14 protein-coding genes and 1 tRNA gene are annotated in these 15,768 nt (G+C 75.0%); 4 read left to right on the plus strand and 11 right to left on the minus strand.

Annotation, left to right across the window (positions count from 1 at the left end):
- Positions 1-497 precede the first annotated feature (497 nt).
- Positions 498-1,298: a hypothetical protein gene (locus tag ET526_RS22710; protein WP_456305119.1), complete on the plus strand. Its 801-nt coding sequence runs from the start codon at positions 498-500 to the stop codon at positions 1,296-1,298.
- 120 nt (positions 1,299-1,418) lie between these two features.
- Positions 1,419-1,502 (plus strand) — tRNA-Leu (locus ET526_RS15975).
- A gap of 54 nt (positions 1,503-1,556) precedes the next feature.
- Here the strand turns inward: ET526_RS15975 and ET526_RS15980 are convergent.
- Positions 1,557-1,769, minus strand: a complete 213-nt coding sequence (locus ET526_RS15980) for a hypothetical protein (RefSeq protein WP_135468831.1) — start codon at positions 1,767-1,769, stop codon at positions 1,557-1,559.
- Between the two features lie 168 nt (positions 1,770-1,937).
- On the minus strand, positions 1,938-2,753 hold the full coding sequence (locus tag ET526_RS15985) for a helix-turn-helix domain-containing protein (RefSeq protein WP_135468833.1): 816 nt from the start codon (positions 2,751-2,753) through the stop codon (positions 1,938-1,940).
- Between the two features lie 92 nt (positions 2,754-2,845).
- Here ET526_RS15985 and ET526_RS15990 point away from each other — a divergent pair, with 92 nt between their 5' ends.
- Entirely contained in the window at positions 2,846-4,084 is a 1,239-nt protein-coding gene (locus ET526_RS15990; RefSeq protein WP_135468837.1) for an MFS transporter, read from the plus strand.
- Between the two features lie 83 nt (positions 4,085-4,167).
- Here ET526_RS15990 and ET526_RS15995 read toward each other — a convergent pair whose 3' ends face one another.
- Genes ET526_RS15995 through mbhE form a run of 9 tightly spaced genes read right to left on the minus strand, consistent with a single transcriptional unit; the run spans position 4,168 to position 13,392 of the window.
- Positions 4,168-5,517, minus strand: coding sequence for a sigma-54-dependent transcriptional regulator (locus tag ET526_RS15995; RefSeq protein WP_135468839.1), 1,350 nt, complete (start codon positions 5,515-5,517; stop codon positions 4,168-4,170).
- Positions 5,514-6,944 (minus strand): ATP-binding protein, encoded by a 1,431-nt coding sequence (locus ET526_RS16000; RefSeq protein WP_135468841.1) that lies wholly within the window; start codon positions 6,942-6,944, stop codon positions 5,514-5,516. Before ET526_RS16000 ends, ET526_RS15995 begins: the two co-directional genes overlap by 4 nt.
- A 54-nt stretch (positions 6,945-6,998) precedes the next feature.
- A complete protein-coding gene (gene mnhG / locus ET526_RS21760) occupies positions 6,999-8,153 on the minus strand; it encodes a monovalent cation/H(+) antiporter subunit G (RefSeq protein WP_204623676.1) in 1,155 nt (384 codons plus the stop codon).
- The gene (locus ET526_RS16010) at positions 8,146-8,436 is read right to left on the minus strand and encodes a monovalent cation/H+ antiporter complex subunit F (protein WP_135468843.1); all 291 of its coding nucleotides are present in this window, start codon (positions 8,434-8,436) and stop codon (positions 8,146-8,148) included. The genes mnhG and ET526_RS16010 overlap by 8 nt, the downstream gene beginning before the upstream one ends.
- Entirely contained in the window at positions 8,433-8,771 is a 339-nt protein-coding gene (locus ET526_RS16015; protein ID WP_135468845.1) for a Na+/H+ antiporter subunit E, read from the minus strand. Before ET526_RS16015 ends, ET526_RS16010 begins: the two co-directional genes overlap by 4 nt.
- Positions 8,768-10,273 (minus strand): Na+/H+ antiporter subunit D, encoded by a 1,506-nt coding sequence (locus ET526_RS16020; protein WP_135468847.1) that lies wholly within the window; start codon positions 10,271-10,273, stop codon positions 8,768-8,770. Before ET526_RS16020 ends, ET526_RS16015 begins: the two co-directional genes overlap by 4 nt.
- Positions 10,273-10,713 (minus strand): NADH-quinone oxidoreductase subunit K, encoded by a 441-nt coding sequence (locus ET526_RS16025; protein ID WP_135468850.1) that lies wholly within the window; start codon positions 10,711-10,713, stop codon positions 10,273-10,275. The genes ET526_RS16020 and ET526_RS16025 overlap by 1 nt, the downstream gene beginning before the upstream one ends.
- 4 nt (positions 10,714-10,717) lie before the next feature.
- The gene (locus ET526_RS16030) at positions 10,718-11,116 is read right to left on the minus strand and encodes an MnhB domain-containing protein (protein ID WP_135468852.1); all 399 of its coding nucleotides are present in this window, start codon (positions 11,114-11,116) and stop codon (positions 10,718-10,720) included.
- A complete protein-coding gene (gene mbhE / locus ET526_RS16035) occupies positions 11,113-13,392 on the minus strand; it encodes a hydrogen gas-evolving membrane-bound hydrogenase subunit E (RefSeq protein ID WP_135468854.1) in 2,280 nt (759 codons plus the stop codon). The genes ET526_RS16030 and mbhE overlap by 4 nt, the downstream gene beginning before the upstream one ends.
- Positions 13,393-13,642: 250 nt before the next feature.
- Here mbhE and ET526_RS16040 point away from each other — a divergent pair, with 250 nt between their 5' ends.
- Entirely contained in the window at positions 13,643-15,703 is a 2,061-nt protein-coding gene (locus ET526_RS16040) for a coiled-coil domain-containing protein (protein ID WP_135468856.1), read from the plus strand.
- The last annotated feature ends 65 nt before the right edge of the window (positions 15,704-15,768 follow it).

The raw sequence follows: 15,768 nt of genomic DNA on the forward strand, positions 1-15,768 counted from the left end.
GCCTCCAGCTCATCACCAGAGACCCGCAAACACTAATCAGTCCGCCACCAGAATTCCAAAACGGATTCTAAATATCAGAAATCGGTTCTAAGCCTCGCCAACACGGAGAGCTTGGTGCTGGACGGCACCTCGCGCAGCGGGGCGACGCTGGAGCGCCTGTCGTCGCTGATCGACTGACAGCCTATTGCTGCGCTGCTTGCCCCGCTCTACCCTTTTGCCAAGGGCGAACCTGCCTGGCCGCCGCTGTCGATGTTCAAGGCGCTGCTACTGGCAGTCTGGCACGATCTGTCAGACGTGAAACTGCCGAGGCCTTGGAGGATCGCGCGAGCTTCCGCCGTTTCTGCGGCTTCGCCGCACAGGAGGCGATACCGGAGCGCACCGCGCCTTTGTGCGCTTCCGCTGGGCGCTGATCGCGCAGAGCCTGGATTGGCACCTGTTCGAGTCGATCACGATGCAGCTCAAGGCGTGTGCGATCACCGGTCAAGACCAGCACGCTGGTGGACGTGACGATCATCACTTCGGCCAGCAAGAGCGATAGCAAGGCGCGGTGGATCAAGCATCGCAACCGCGGCGTGATGCACGGCTTCAAGGCGCCTGTTGGTGCAGACGCCAACGCCGCGCTGGTCGAGCAGGTTTCGGTCACGCCGGCGAACGCGCATGACGGGCACGAGGGACCGGCCGCACTGCCCGACGCCCCGGGCGATGTGTTCGCCAACAGCGCTTATCGCGGGCAGCCCTTCGAGGCCGCCGTGCACGCCAGGGGCGGCGTGCCGCGTGTGACAGCCACAGCGATGTGGGGCCAGGACGAGGCCAAGACCCTGGCACGGCTCGACGCGTGGAACGCGCCGATCCAACGGGGGCACGCGCATCGAGAAGATCTTCGGCACCTGGAAACGCTGCTTCGGCCTGCGACGCATGCGATGGCGAGGCCTCGCCCGAGCCATCGCCCAGGTCCACTTCACCGCAACCGCCTACAACCTCAAGCGAAGCCTCGATCTCCAGCCGGCGTGAGCCGCGGCGCAGAACCGGCGTGGCCCAAGTGGCGCCAGATGGCAAAACATTTCACGCACGTCAGCACGCGGCACCATAAGGCTTCCGCACACAGGTCTCATTACGTCATCATTCACGGGAAGCTGGCGTGCGTCCATTCGGGGCGAGCGTGGCCTCCTCCCATCCGGCTGGCTCGCCACGATGCGCGGGCGCGGTCCAAGCGCATGGCCGTGCCGCCGATGGATCGGCGTGCCCGTGGCGGCGCGGGATCGCGCAAGCGGCTCCATGCCCTCATGCTGGATGCATGACACCATGCGGCAGGATGCGTGCTGCGCTTCCGCATGGAAGGCGCAGCCGTCGCTGGCGTCGTGCCCGGCGGGCTTTCCACCTCTTCATTCCCGGGGCTGCGCAAGGCATAACCCGGTCGCGCGGGCGTGCCGAAACTGGTAGCCGGACGGCACTTAAAATGCCGAGGCCGACAGGCCGTGCGGGTTCGAGTCCCGCCGCCCGCAGTCACGCCGCGCGAGGCGCTTCCGAATGCGGCGGCGGTCGGGCGGCGCCGCGGTTCAGCGCGTGTGGCCGACGGAGCGGCGGAGGCTGCGGCGCAGGGCGATCCAGGCTCCGGCGGAGGCGACCAGCAAGGTGGAGAAGACGGCCCAGGCGAGCAGCACCCGCGCCACCTGGCCCAGCATCTCTCCCGGTGGCAGCAGGTCGAGGCAGAGCAGCGACACCAGGATGGCGGCAACCAGGATGACGTGCTCGATCGCCTTCGGCCTCATGGTCGTTCCCTGTGCTGGCGCATGCCGGCTCCTGGCCGGACACGGTCTAATGTATGCCACACATAAAATTGATACAACTCCTGCCGCACCCCATGCCGCTTTTCCTTGACGAAGTGGAATGCTGCGGATCCGGGTGTAAGGCGATGCTCCGGCGGAAAAGCGGCAAAATCAGGGCTGACCGGCACCTCGCGTAGCCTGTGCCACGCCGCCGGGCGTGACCCCGAAGGTCGCGCGAAAGGCCGCACCGAAGGCCGAGGCGCTGGCATAGCCCACTGCCGCCGCGGCCCGTGCCGGCGGCATCCCTTGGGCGAGCAGCGCCGCCGCCTCCACCAGCCGCAGCGTCTGACGCCAGCGGCCGAAGCTCATTCCCGTCTCGCGCCGGAACAGCCGCGTCAGGGTCCGGGCAGTCGCCCCGGAGGCTTCGGCCCAGCCCTCGAGGGTAAGGGGGCTTGCCGGATCGGCCTGCAGCGCCTCGGCCAGGCGGCGAAGGCGGAGGTCGCGCACCGCTGGGACGCCGAGCGGCAGGGTGGGGGCGCGGGCGATCTCGTCCAGGATCAGCGCCGCCACATGGCCGGCCCGCCCGGCCGGATCCCATTCCGGCGGCTCGGCGCAGGCGGCGAGGATCAGTTCCCGCAGCAGCGGCGAGACGGCGAGCACCGCCGTGGCCTGCGGGCCGGCGGCGGCGGCGTCGGCGCGCAGGAGCAGCGCCCGCATCGCGACCTGTCCCTGCATCGTCACCGCATGGGCGAGCCCCGCGGGCACCCACAGGGCCCGGCCCGGCGGCACGATGAAGCCCGCGGCGTCGGTGGCGATGCGCATCACCCCGGCGGTGGCGTAGAGGAGCTGCGCGCGCCCGTGGCTGTGCCGCCCGGTACGGTGCCCGTCCGGATAGTCCCGCGCCAGGCCCGCCAGGGGGCGGTCCACCGCGTCCTGCGGCAGCGCCAGGATGCCGGCGAAAGGGACGCCTTGGCCGGATGGAGACATGAAACGTCCGGAACTCCATGCACGGCCAGTCTATGCTGATCCGCCCCCGTGGCGAGAGGGCGGACGCACCCGAAGGAAACGGAGAGCGAGGCATGTGGGACCCGGCGACGCGGCAGATCGCCTTCATCAATCTCGCCCACGTCTTCACCCACTACAGCCTGCTGATCCTTGCCACCGCCGTGCTCGGCATGGTGGCCCAGGCGCCGGAGGCCTTCGGCCGGGATTACGGGCCGATCCTGGCGCTCGGCACCGGCATGTTCGTGCTCTACGGCCTCGGCTCCCTGCCCATGGGCTGGCTCGCCGAGCGCTTCGGGCGCAAGGGCATGATGGGCGCCTTCTTCCTCGGCACCGGCGCGGCGCTGGTGGCGGCGGGCCTGTCCACCACCCCGCTCGCGCTCGGCGTCTCGCTCGCGGTGATGGGCGCCTTCGCCGCCATCTACCACCCGATCGGCACGGCCATGCTGGTCGAGGCCGCCGGGCAGAGGGTAGGGCGCGCGGTCGGCATCAACGGCGTGTTCGGCAATCTCGGCGTCGCCTGCGCGCCCGTCTTCACCGCCTTCCTGGCGGCCAAGGCGGGGTGGCAGTGGGCCTTCGTGCTGCCGGGAGTGCTCTGCATCGCCTCCGGTCTGCTCTACCTGCGCGAGCCGGCCTTCGACGCCGCCAGGGCGGGCGGGCCGCAGCGGCCCTTCCCGGAGATCCCGCGCGAACTGGTGCGGCGCGCGGTGATCGTGCTCCTCTCCATCGCCGCCGTCTCGGGCCTGGTGTTCAACGCCTTCACCCTGCTGGTGCCGAAGCTGATGGAGGAGCGGCTGGCCTCCTCGCCCGACCTCCTGCCGGTGGTCGGCCTGCTCGCCTTCCTCGCCACGCTCTGCGGCGGGCTGACGCAGTACACGGTGGGCCACATGATAGACCGGCACACCCTGAAGACGGTGTTCATGCCGCTTGCCCTGGTGCTGGCGCCCGCGCTGCTGCTGCTCGCCTTCGTGGATGGCTGGCTGGTGCTGCCGCTGGCCGCCCTGGTCGCGGCGGCGGTGTTCGGCCAGGTGACGGTGAACGAGACCATGACGGCGCGCTACGTCGCGCCCGCGCTGCGGGCCAAGCTCTATTCGGTGCGCTTCACCGTGGGCTTCCTCGGCGCCGCCGTGGCCTCGCCACTGGTCGGCTTCCTGCACCAGGCGACGGGCAGCCTGGCTGCGCCCATGCTGGTGCTGGCCGGCTTCAGCGTGATCATTCTGCTCTGCGCCCTGGTCTTCCCCAACCGGCGCGAGGAGCTGCAGCCCGAGCTCTGGTCCCGCGCCGCCGGGGCCGCCCGCCCGGTGGCGGCCGAATAGGGCGGATCGCGGGGGGCGGAGGCGGCCCCGCGCCAGGGCATGCGCCGCGCGCCGGGGAGAACGGAAAGCCCAGGCCGGTCGCGTCAGCTTCCTGGCACGCCAAGCCGGCGCATCCGCTCCCACAGCGTGGTGCGGGAGACGCCGAGGGCGCGGGCGGCATCGCCCACCCGGCCGCCGCAGCGCGCCAGCACGCGGCGGATGTGCTCGCGCTCCGCGGCGTCGCGCGCGGCGGCGAGGCTCAGATCCGCGCCCCCGGCCGCGGCCGCGCCGCGCTCGGGGAACAGGTCGGCGGGCTCCAGCACCGCGTGCTCGGCCAGCACCGCGGCGCGCTCGATGCGGTTGCGCAGCTCGCGCGCATTGCCCGGCCAGGCATGGGCGAGCAGCGCATCCTCCGCCGCCGGAGACAGCGCCATCCCCTCACGCCCGGCGGCGCGCGCCGCCTCGGCGAGGAACAGCAGGGCGAGGTCGCGCACATCCTCCGGCCGCTCGCGCAGCGGCGGCACCCGGAGCTCCACCACGGCGAGGCGGAAATAGAGGTCGCCCCGGAACCGCCCCTCCGCCACCCGCGCCTGCAGGTCGGCATTGGTGGCGGCGAGGAGGCGCGCCTCCAGCGCCACCTCGCGGCTGCCGCCGACGCGCAGGAACCGCCGGTCCTCGATCAGCCGCAGCAGCTTGGCCTGCAGCGCCGGATCGAGCTCCGCCACCTCGTCGAGCAGCAGCGTGCCGCGCCCGGCGCGCTCGGCGGCGCCCAGGCGGCGCTCGGCGGCGCCGGTGAAGGCGCCGCGCTCATGGCCGAACACCTCCGATTCCAGCAGGTCGCGCGGGATGGCGGCGCAGTTCAGCGCCACGAAGGGCTCGGCCGCGCGTGGGCCGAGGGCGTGCAGGGCGCGCGCCGCCACCTCCTTGCCCGCGCCGCTCTCGCCGAGCAGCAGCACCGGCGTCGTCACGCGGGCCAGCCGCGCCACCGCCGCGCGCAGCGCGCGCATCGGCGGGCTGCGCCAGCCCGGCGCCTCCTCCTCCCCGGCGCGCGGCGGTGCGGCGCCGGCGCCGTCGCCGGCTGGCGGGGCGAGGGTGGCCAGCTTGTCGAGCACCGCCTCCACCGGAAAGGGCTTGGGCAGGTAGTCATCCGCCCCGGCCCGGACCAGGCGCACCGCCTGCGCGATGCCCCCATAGGCGGTCATCGCCACCACCGGCACCGCGCCGAGCTCGGGCATCAGCCGCAGCAGCAGCTCCTCGCCCGAGCCGTCGGGCAGGCGCATGTCGCAGAGCACGAGGGAGGGGCGCGGACCGCGGCGCAGCAGCGCCTCGCCCTCGGCCAGCGTGCGCGCCCAGCGTACGCCCACGCCCTCCAGGCGCAGCCGCTGGACAAGCGAGGCGCCGAGCACCTCGTCATCCTCGATCAGCACCACCTCATGGCCGGCCGCGGCGCTCACTTCCCTTCCTCCCCTATCCCACGCGGCGGCAGGCGCAGCACGATGTGGGTGCCCTCGCCCGGGCGGCTGTCCACCTCGATCCGGCCGTCGAGCCGGGCGAGCTGCGCCATGACGACGGAAAGGCCGAGCCCCGCCCCCCCTCCCTCCACGCCGGCGAGCCGCGCCGCTTCCGGCTCCGGCAGCCCCCCGGCCTCGTCGGCGATGCTGACCACGAGGTCCCCCCCAGGCTCGGCCGCCGCGGCGAAGCAGACGCGCCCGCCCGGCGGGCTCGCCTCGACGGCGTTGAGCAGCAGGTTCAGCAGCGCCTGCCGCACCGGCACGGCATCGGCCGGAAAGGCGCCGGCGAGCGCCGCCGACCATTCGAGCGCCACCCCCTGCCGCCGCGCCTCCGGCGCCACCAGCAGCCGCAGATCCTCGAGGTCCTGCCCGGTCAGCGGCCGCGGCGGGGCGGCGGGGCGGTGCGATTCCAGCGTCGCCTGCACCACCGCCTGGATCTGCCGCAGCCCGCGCTCGACCAGATCCAGCGCCTCCTGCCGCGCGGCGCGGTCCTCGCCGTAGCGCCGCGCCGTCTCCACCGCCGTCAGCATGCCGGCAAGGGGGTTGCGCACCTCGTGCGCCACCGTCGCGGCGAGGCGGCCGAGCAGCGCCGCCTGGTCCTGCTCGGAGAGCCGCGCGGCGAGGCGCCTGCGTTCGGCGAGGCGCGTCACCATCAGGTCGTAGGCCTCGGCGAGCCGCCCGGCCTCGGTGCCGGCGGGCGGGCGCTCCTCGGGCGGGATCGGCTCCAGCCGGCCGGCGCGGACCCGGTCGAGCGCCCTGGCCACGCCGAGGAAGGGAGCGAGGGCGCGCCGCGCCGCGAGGGCGGCGAGCAGCGCCGCGATGCTCGCCAGGGCGAGATCGAGGACGAGGAGCGCGAACTCCAGCTCCCGCCGCCGCGCCGCCGCCTCGGTGAAGTCGAGCTTGGCGGCGAGGATGGCGCGGGGCAGCCCGGCATCGAAGAGCGGGCGCTGGACCCAGGCGGCATCGCCCGCGGCGGTGCGCCGCCAGGCCGGCCCCTCCCGCCCGGCGGCGAAGGGGGGCGGATCTGCGGCATCTTCGCCCTGCCCGGCGGTGGCGAGCACCGTGCCGTCCGGCGCCGCCACCACCAAGCGCCGCTCCCGCACCCCCGCCTGGAAGCCGAGGGCACGCTCCAGCGCCGCGGCGACCGCGTCCGGGTCGCCGGCGCGCAGGCCGGGCAGCACCGCCGCGGCCAGCCCGTCGAGATAGACTTGGCCGAGCCGCTCCGCCTCCCGCTCCCGCTCCCGGTCCATGGCACGGACCGCGACCTGGGTGGTGAGGATGGCGGCGAGGAAGGTCGCGGCGCCGGCCAGCAGCGGCAGGCGCAGCGCCAGCGGCCATTCGCCCCAGCGGCGGTCGAGGAGGCGTCTCACCCCGCCTCTATGCGGCGCGGCGCGGCCCGGGGCCAGGGGGCGCGCCGCAGCCGGTCAGGCGAGCAGGACCGGGGCCGGACCGCGCAGCAGGGCGAGATGGACCGCGCGTGCCCGCCCCGCCCGAGCCGGCAGGACGACGAGGTCGAAGGCCGCGCTGGAGGGCGGCTCCGCCCCGATCGGGGTGGGCAGCGCCTCCGCCGCGCGGCCGCGCGCGGCAGCGAGGGCGACCGCCTCGGCCAGCGCCGCCTCGGCGCCGGGCAGGGCGGGCGCGGCCAGTACCAGCCTCGCCCCCGCGGCGAGGCCGAGATCGAGGAAACGGGCCAGCGCCTCGGCCGAGGCGCCGTCGCCCTCGTGCAGGAACAGCACCCGCCCCGGCGGCGCCATGCCGGGCAGGGCGAGCAGCATCCCCGGCGCGGCGAAGGCCGGCTCCGTCCCCGTCGCCTCGGCCTGCGCCAGCCAGAGGGCGCGGCCGAGGATCACCAGGTCGTGGCGCGCCGCCGCCTGGGCCAGCAGCCGGTCGGCGTCGCCCTCCTCGTGGCGGATGCGCCAGGGGATGCCGAGGGCGGCGCACTCCTCCTGCAGCGTGGCGGCGAGCTGGCCGGCGGCCTCGCGCGCGGCGGCGATGCGGTGCTCGGCGAGCTGGGGGGTCCAGTAGGCGCCGCCGAAGGGCACCGGGCCGCTGCGCTCCCGCGGGCCGCGGGGCAGCAGGCTGAGCAGCGTCGCCTCCGCCACCTCGCCGCGCAGCGCCCGGAGCGCCGCGACCAGCGCCGGCGCCTCCTCCGGCCCGCCGGTGAGGACGAGCAGCGCCCGCCGCCCCGCGGCCCGCGGCGCCCCCGCCGCGGCGGGGCGGGCGCCGCCGGAGGGGGCCTCCTCCGGCGCGTGGCGTGCCAGCACGCCGCGAAGCTGGTCGGTCGCCGTGCCGCCCCACATCGGCGCCCCGCCCACATAGGCGGCGCGCGCCAGGGCATGGGAGGAGACGGGCACGGTGGCGAGCAGGAACGCCACGATCAGCGCCACGCGCACCCACACCTCGCCGCCGCCGAAGGCGAGGGCGGCGCCGAGCAGCACCAGGCTCGCCCCGACGACGCCGGCCTTGGTGGCGGCGTGCATGCGCAGGAAGGCGTCCGGCAGGCGGAACACGCCGATCGCGGCGATCAGCGCCACCGCCGAGCCGGCGAGCAGCAGCAGCGCGGCCAGGAGTTCAGCCATCCGCCCGCTCCTCCCGCGCCGTACGTTCGATGAAGGAGGCGACTCCGACGGCGCCGACGAAGCCGACCAGGCCGAGGCCGAGCGCGATGTCGAGCAGCGCCACATGCCCGGTGCCGAGCGCCATCATCCCGGTGCCGGCGACGGCGAGCAGGCCGAGCAAATCCATCGCCACCGCGCGGTCGGCGATGCCCGGGCCGCGCAGCATGCGCGCGGCGGTGAGCGCCACCGCCGCGCCCAGCATGCAGGCGGAGAGCGCGACGGCGAGGGAGAGGAAGGCGGTCATGGCAGGACCCTCCGGATGGCGGCCTCGAACCCCTCGCGGACCGAGGCGGCGACGCGCTCGGGCGTCTCGGCGTGCATGGCGTGGACGTAGAGCGTGCGGCGGTCATCCGAGACGTGCAGCGCCGTGGTGCCCGGCGTCAGGGTGATGAGGTGCGAGAGCAGCGTGATCCCCGCCTCCGAACGCAAGGTGAGCGGGATGGCGACGATCGCCGAGCGCACGCGGATCTCGCGCGAGAGTGTGGCGCGGATCACCATGGCCGCGGAGAGCGAGAGCTCCCACAGGAACAGCAAGGCAAGGCGCAGCCAGGCGAAGATGTTCCAGGGATTCGGCCTCATGGCGCGCCTCCTCCGAGCACGGCGGCGATGTAGGCCTCGCGCCCGGCGAGCTGCTCGCCGGCGGCGAGCGCGAGGGCGGCGAAGGGCTCGGTCCAGAGGCCGATGGTCAGCGTCACCAGCGCCAGCGCGACCACGGGGCCGAGCATCAGGAGGCGCGTCGTGCCGCCGAGGTCGGGCGGCGCCTCGCCCGCCGGCGGCTCCTTCCAGAACGCCTCCATCCAGATCTTCAGCATCGAGTAGAGGGTGAGCAGGCTGACGGCGAGCGCGACGGCGGCGAGCCAGGCGGCGCCGCCCTCGAGCCCCGACTGGATGACGACGAGCTTGCCCCAGAAGCCCGAGAGCGGCGGCAGCCCGGCGAGGGAGAGCGCGGGCACGGCGAAGAGGATGCCGAGCCAGGGATCGCGCCGCCACAGCCCGCCGAGATGCGCCAGCGCGAAGGAGCCGCCCGTGCGCCGCATCGCGCCCGCGACCAGGAACAGGTTCGCCTTCACCACGATGTGGTGGACGATGTAGAGCACCGCCCCGGCGAGGGCGAGCGGCGTGGCGATGGCGATGCCGACCAGCATGTAGCCGATCTGGCTGATGATGTGGAAGGAGAGGATCCGCCGGATGTCCCAGTGCGCCGCGGCGCCGAGCACGCCCGTCACCATCGTCGCCGCGGCGACGCCGCCGAGCACCCAGGGGATCCACTCCGAGCTGCCGACGAAGACCAGGCTGAACACGCGGATGATGGCGTAGACCCCGACCTTGGTCAGCATCGCGGCGAAGATCGCCGCGACCGGCGCGGCGGCGGTGTGGTAGGCGGCCGGCAGCCAGAAGAACAGCGGGAACACCGCGGCCTTGGCGCCAAAGCCGGCGAGCAGCAGGAAGGCGACCGCGCCCACCGCGCCGTCGTTGCCCACCTCCGGCACCCGCCGCGCGAGATCGGCGAGGTTCAGCGTGCCGGTGAGCCCGTAGAGCATGCCGACGCCGATCAGGAACACCGTCGTCGCCAGCAGGTTGAGGACGGCGTACTTCACCCCGGCGTCGAGCTGCTCCCGCCCGCCGCCCAGCACCAGCATGCCGAAGGCGGCGATCAGCATCACCTCGAACCAGACGTAAAGGTTGAACAGGTCGCCGGTGAGGAAGGCGCCGCAGACGCCGAACACCAGCGCCGCGAGCAGCGGGTGCCAGCCCTCCGCCTCGCGCCGCTCAACGTCCTCGGCCTGGGCGTAGACGGCGGTCGCGGCGTACATCAGCGCGGTGATCGCCACCATGGCGGCGGCGAGCAGGTCGGAGACCAGGGTGATGCCGAAGGGCGCCGGCCAGTCGCCCATCTGCGAGGCGATCACGCCGTGCTCCAGCGTGGCCGCGACCAGCGCGGCGGAGGCGAGCAGCAGCGCCGCGGCGGCGACGAAGGTCACGACGCGCTGCGCCCGCGCCCGGCCCCACAGCGCGGCGGAGAGCGCGCAGGCAAGGAGCGGGATCAGGATCGGCAGCGCGATCAGCCAGTCGGTGCGCATCAGGCTGCTCTCCTCAGGTCGTCGCGCGCCTCGGCTCCCTCGGGCGCGGGCTCGGCCGCCGCCGCCGCCTCCGGGCTCGGCGCCGGCAGGCCGGGCGGCTCGGCCTCGCGCAGCGCCTCGGCGTCGGTGGTGCCATAGGCGCTGTAGGCGGCCCAGGTGAGCACCAGGATGTAGGCCATCAGTCCGAAGGCGATGACGATCGCGGTCAGCACCAGCGCCTGCGGCAGCGGGTTGGCGGCGCCGGGCGCGACCGCGCTCGCGCCGCGCTCGATCAGCGGCGGCACGGTGCCGAGCACGCGGCCGGAGGCGAGGATGGCGAGGTTCGCGGCGTTGCCGAGCATCAGGAGGCCGAGCACCACGCGCGGCAGGGAGCGGGCCAGCATCAGCCACACGGCGACGCCGAGCAGCACCCCGAACAGCAGGGCGAGGAGGGCTTCCAAGGTCTCAGTCCTCCAGGAAGGGCAGCAGGAAGGCGAGGGCGAAGCCCACCACCACCAGGAACACGCCGAGGTCGAAGGCCACCGTGGTGCCGATCGGCGTCGCCCCCAGCCATTGCTGCGTCAGGAAGGGCTCGCCATGCACCAGCAGCGCCGGCAGGCCGGCGCCGGTGGCGAGCAGCAGGCCGATGCCGGCCCAGGCGATGGGATCGAGGCGCAGGATCCGCCGCGTCTCCCGCCCGCCATGCGCCAGCGCATGGAAGCCGAAGCCGAGCGCGCCGATCAGCCCGCCGATAAAGCCGCCGCCCGGCTCGTTGTGCCCGCGCAGCAGCACGAAGACGGCGAGGGCGAGCGCCGCCCAGAGCAGGTAGCGCGCCGAGACGCGCAGGATCAGGCTGCCGATCATGCCCGGCCTCCCTTCACCCGACGGAACAACACCGCGGCGGCCATGGCGGCGATGGCGATGACCGCGATCTCGCCCAGCGTGTCGAGGGCGCGGAAATCCACCAGGATGACGTTGACGATGTTGCGCCCCTTCGCCTCCGGCACCGCGGCGGCGCCCATCCATTCGGGGATGCGCGCGTCGAACGGCTCGGCGAGCACGGCGAGCATCACCGCCGCGCCGATCACGCCCACCCCCACGGCGAGCGCCGCGTCCCAGCGCCGCGCGCGCGGCGTGCGGGCATCCGGTGCGCGGAAGGGCAGCCGCGCCAGCACCGCGACCAGCAGCACGATCGCGATCACCTCCACCGTGAACTGGGTGAAGGCGAGATCGGCGGCACCGAGGGAGAGGAACAGGATGCCGATGCCGAAGCCGACGATGCCGACCGCCATCACTTGCGCCACCAGCGCGCGGGCCACGCAGGCGGCGACGGCGCCGATGGCGACGAGCGCGACCAGCGCCGCTTGGTGCGCGCCGGGCGCCGGGGCGAGGCCGGGCCAGGCGAGTCCGCCCCCGGCAAGCAGCGCCGCCGCCGCGCCGCCGAAGATGATGGCGAAGCTGATCGCGACGTAGCGGCGCATGCTGCCTGACTGGATCAGCGCCGTCTGCCAGGCGGAGACCGCCTGCACCGCACCGAGCCAGCGCGTGTAGAGCGCGTTCGGCCCCACCTCGTCGAGCACACGGATGCTGGCAAGCGCCGGCTGCACCCGCGACCAGGCGAGGTAGAGCGCGAGGCCAAGGCCGAGGGTCGCCACCGAGAGGAACAGCACGATGGTGAAGCCGTGCCACAGCACGAGCTTGGCCTCGGTCGGGCGGCCGAGGATCGCCGCCGCGGCGGGCTCCACCAGCCCCTCGGCGATCAGCCAGGGCGCGATGCCGAACAGGATGCCGAGGCCGGCGAGCGCGAGCGGCGCGGCCAGCATGCTGAGGGGCGGGTCGTGCGGCTTGCGCGGGGTCGGCGCCAGCGGGCCGAGGAAGGGCCGCGCCGCCACGACGCCCGCCACCACCACCATCGCCGCGTTCACCAGCATCGCCACCAGGGGCAGCAGGCCGGGGACGTCGAGCTTCACCTCGTAGAGCATCTCCTTGGCGACGAAGCCGACGAAGGGCGGCAGCCCAGCCATGGAGAGGGCGCCGAGCGCGGCGGCGATGCCGGTCATCGGCATCAGCCGCTGCAGCCCGCGCAGCCGCGTCGCGTCGCGCGTGCCGGTCTCGTGGTCGAGGATGCCGGCGACCATGAACAGGCAGGCCTTGTAGAGGGCGTGCACCAGCAGCACGACGATCACCGCGGTGGCGGCGCGCGGGTCCTCGACGCCGATCAGCGCCACCAGCGTGCCGAGCGCGACGACGGTGGACCAGGCGAGCACCAGCTTGAGGTCGGTCTCGCGCAGCGCCAGCACCGCGCCGGTGACCATGGTCATGGCGCCGATGCCGATCAGCATGGCCTGCCACAGCGGCTCGAGCTGGAAGGCGGGGTTGAGCCGCGCCAGCAGGTAGACGCCGAGCTTCACCATGGTGGCGGAATGCAGGTAGGCCGAGACCGGGGTCGGCGCCGCCATGGCGTTCGGCAGCCACATGTGCTGCGGCCACTGCGCGCTCTTGGCGAAGGCACCGATCGCCACCAGCACCATGATCCAGGGGCCGAGCGCGTGCTGCGCCACCGCCTCGCCCTGCGCGAGGATGGCCGAGATGCGGAAGGTGCCGGCGGCGGAGCCGAGCAGCAGGATGCCGGCGAGCAGCGCCAGCCCGCCCCCCACCGTCACCAGAAGCCCCTGCTGCGCCGACTTGCGCGCGCTCGCCCGCTCCGCCTCGAAGCCGATCAGCATGAAGGAGGCGAGGCTGGTCATCTCCCAGAAGATGAACAGCAGCAGCAGGTCGTCGGCGAGGACGGCGCCGAGCATGGAGGCCATGAACAGGCACAGCACCGCCATGAAGCGGTGGAGCTGCGGGTGCCCGTGCAGATAGGCCGAGGCGTAGAGGAAGATGCCGGCGCCGATGCCCGTGATCAGCAGCACGAACAGCCGCGCCAGCCCATCGGCGTGCCAGGCGAAGGCGACGTTGAGCGAGGGGATCCAGGGCGCCGTGGCCGGCCCCTCCGGCGGGGTCAGCAGCGCCAGGACGAACAGCGCCGCCGGCAGCAGGGCGGAGGCCGGCGCGAGGGCGGGCCAGCGCCGCACCGCCAGCGCGATCACCGGCACCGCCAGGAGGGCGGCGAAGACGAGCAGGGTCGGGAACAGCATGCGCCAGATTGAGCAAGCGCCGTGCCAAGCCTCTCCGCCCCGCGTGCGTGCCCGGCGGATCCGGAATTCCGGACCGCTGCCGAGGAGCAGGGTTCGAACCTCCGGACACCGGGACGCTCACGGCTCCGTGAAGCCACAGGCGGGAGCGGCGGCGATTGACGCGGGCCGCGGAATCCGTCGCCATAGGCGAGACGCCGGACGCCCTGCCGAGGGCCGATCCTCGGCGCGCAACGACACAGGGGGCAGGCGGATGGCGGGGGTTTCGAACTGGTCGCGGGCGGCGCTGCTGGCGGTGGGGCCGCTGGCGGCGGCGCCGCTCGCCGGCTGCGGGCTGACGGTGGAGCGGCAGGAGCGCATCGCCGCCATCGAACAGGCCCTGGCGCAGGAGCAGACGCGCGGCGGCATCCTGCAGCGCCGCGTGGCCGAGCTGGAGGCGGCGCTGGCGGCGGAGCGGCAGGCCGCCGGCGACCTCGCCGCCATCGAGCAGCGCCTCGCCCAGGCTCGCGGTGCCCTCGCCCGCGCCCAGCGCGCCCGCGCCGCGGCGGAGCAGGAGGCGCAGGGCCTGCGCGCGCGCATCGCCGAGGAGGAGCAGCGCCTCGCAGCGCTGCGGGGAGAGACCGGACGGCTCGAGGAGACCACCGCCGCGCGCGGTGCCAGCCTCGCCGAGACCGAGCGCCGCCTCGACGGCCTGCGGGGCGAGGTGCAGGCGGCGGAACGGCGCCTCACCTCTCTCGGCGAGCAGGCCCGGGCGCAGGAGGCGCGGCTTGCCGCCCTCGGCGAGCGGGCGGGAGCGGCGGAGCGGCGCCTCGCCGGCCTCACCGAGCAGGCCCAGGCGGCGGAGCGGCGCCTCGCCGGCCTGCGCGAGGAGATCGCCGCCGCCGAGCAGCGCCTCGCCCGCACCCGCGACGATGCCGGCGCCGAGGACCGGCGCCTCGCCGGGCTGCGCCAGCAGGCGGCGGAGGAGGAGCGGCGCCTTTCCAGCCTGCGCGGCACAATCGGCGAGGCGCAGCGCGACCTCGGCGAACGGCGCCAAGCGATCGCCGAGGCGGAGCGCCGCCTCGCCGGGCTGCGCGAGGACACGCAGGGGGCGGAGCGCGGCCTCGCCGAGCGGCGCCAGGCGATCGCCGAGGCGGATCGGCGCCTCGCCGGGCTGCGCGAGGAGATCACCGCCGCCAACCGGCGCCTCGCCGGGCTGCGCGAGGAGACGCAGGGGGCGGAGCGCGGCCTCGCCGAGCGCCGCCAGGCCGCCGCCGAGACGGAGCGGCGCCTCGCCGGCCTCGCCGAGCGCACCCAGGCGGCAGAGCGCAGCCTCGCCGAGCGCGAGCAGGCGGCCGGAGAGGCCGAGCGGCGCCTCGCCGGGCTGCGCGAGCAGCTTCAGGCGGCGGAACGCGGCCTCGCGGAGCGGGCGCAGGCCACGGCCGGCGCCGATCAGCGGCTCGCCGCGCTGCGGGGCGAGGTGCAGGCGGCGGAGCGCGACCTCGCCGCACGCCGCGACGCCCTGGCCGAGGCGGAGCGGCGCCTCGCCGCCAGCACCCGGGCGGCGGAGGAGGGTGCCGAACGGGTCCGGGGCCTGGAGGCGCGCTCGGCCGAGCTTGCAGGCGGCGCGGCGGAGGCGGAGCGCCGGCTGGCGGCGCTGCGCAGCCAGCTCGGGGAGGCGGAAGCGGCGCTGTCCGACCGGCGCGCCGAAGCCGGGCAGGCGGAGCAGGAGGTGGCCCGCCTCGCCGCCGCCCGCGACCAGGCCGCCACCACCCTGCGGGAGCTCGAGGCGCGCAGCGTCGAGCTGCGCAGCGCCGTCGCCGAAGCCGAGCGCGCCCTCGCCGCGCTGCGCGAGCGCACCACGGCGGAGGAGCGGCGCCTCGCCACGCTGCGCGCCGAGGCGGAGACCGCCGGCAACGAGATCGTGGCCCGGCGCAATGCGCTCGCCGAGACCGAGCAGCGCCTTGCCGCCGCCTCCCAGGCGGCGCAGGCCGCGGCGGGCCAGGCGCGGGCGATGGAGGCGGAGGCGCAGCGCATGGCCGGCGGCATCGAGGCGGCACGCCAGGAGCAGGCGCGGCTGCGCGAGCAGGCCCGCGCGCTCCAGGGCGAGATCATGGCCATGGAGCGCCGCCGCCAGGAGCTGGAGGGCATGATCCTGGAGGTGCAGGGGCGGCTCGAACAGGGCAGGCGGGAACTGGCGGAGCTGCGCGGCGCGATCGCGCGCGAGCGCCAGGCGATCGGCGCCGGCCACGACGCGCCCGGCCCGGGCGGGCCGCCGCCCATGCCGCCGATGGGCGCGCCGGGTCCCTGGGCGCCGCCACAGGGCGGCCGCTAGAGCCCGGCGCGCACGGGCGGAACGTCGTAGCGGCGCCTCAGCCGCCCAGGGACGGCGATGTCCGC

The sequence above is a fragment of the Crenalkalicoccus roseus genome, assembly GCF_004761865.1.
Taxonomy (GTDB): Bacteria; Pseudomonadota; Alphaproteobacteria; order Acetobacterales; family Acetobacteraceae; genus Crenalkalicoccus; species Crenalkalicoccus roseus.

Coding starts and splice junctions, on each gene's coding strand:
- ET526_RS15980 (WP_135468831.1), bottom strand. CDS start 1,769: ATGAGGCCGAAGGCGATCGAGCACGTCATCCTGGTTGCCGCCATCCTG.
- ET526_RS15985 (WP_135468833.1), bottom strand. CDS start 2,753: ATGTCTCCATCCGGCCAAGGCGTCCCTTTCGCCGGCATCCTGGCGCTG.
- ET526_RS15990 (WP_135468837.1), top strand. CDS start 2,846: ATGTGGGACCCGGCGACGCGGCAGATCGCCTTCATCAATCTCGCCCAC.
- mnhG (WP_204623676.1), bottom strand. CDS start 8,153: ATGGCTGAACTCCTGGCCGCGCTGCTGCTGCTCGCCGGCTCGGCGGTG.
- ET526_RS16010 (WP_135468843.1), bottom strand. CDS start 8,436: ATGACCGCCTTCCTCTCCCTCGCCGTCGCGCTCTCCGCCTGCATGCTG.
- ET526_RS16015 (WP_135468845.1), bottom strand. CDS start 8,771: ATGAGGCCGAATCCCTGGAACATCTTCGCCTGGCTGCGCCTTGCCTTG.
- ET526_RS16020 (WP_135468847.1), bottom strand. CDS start 10,273: ATGCGCACCGACTGGCTGATCGCGCTGCCGATCCTGATCCCGCTCCTT.
- ET526_RS16030 (WP_135468852.1), bottom strand. CDS start 11,116: ATGATCGGCAGCCTGATCCTGCGCGTCTCGGCGCGCTACCTGCTCTGG.
- mbhE (WP_135468854.1), bottom strand. CDS start 13,392: ATGCTGTTCCCGACCCTGCTCGTCTTCGCCGCCCTCCTGGCGGTGCCG.
- ET526_RS16040 (WP_135468856.1), top strand. CDS start 13,643: ATGGCGGGGGTTTCGAACTGGTCGCGGGCGGCGCTGCTGGCGGTGGGG.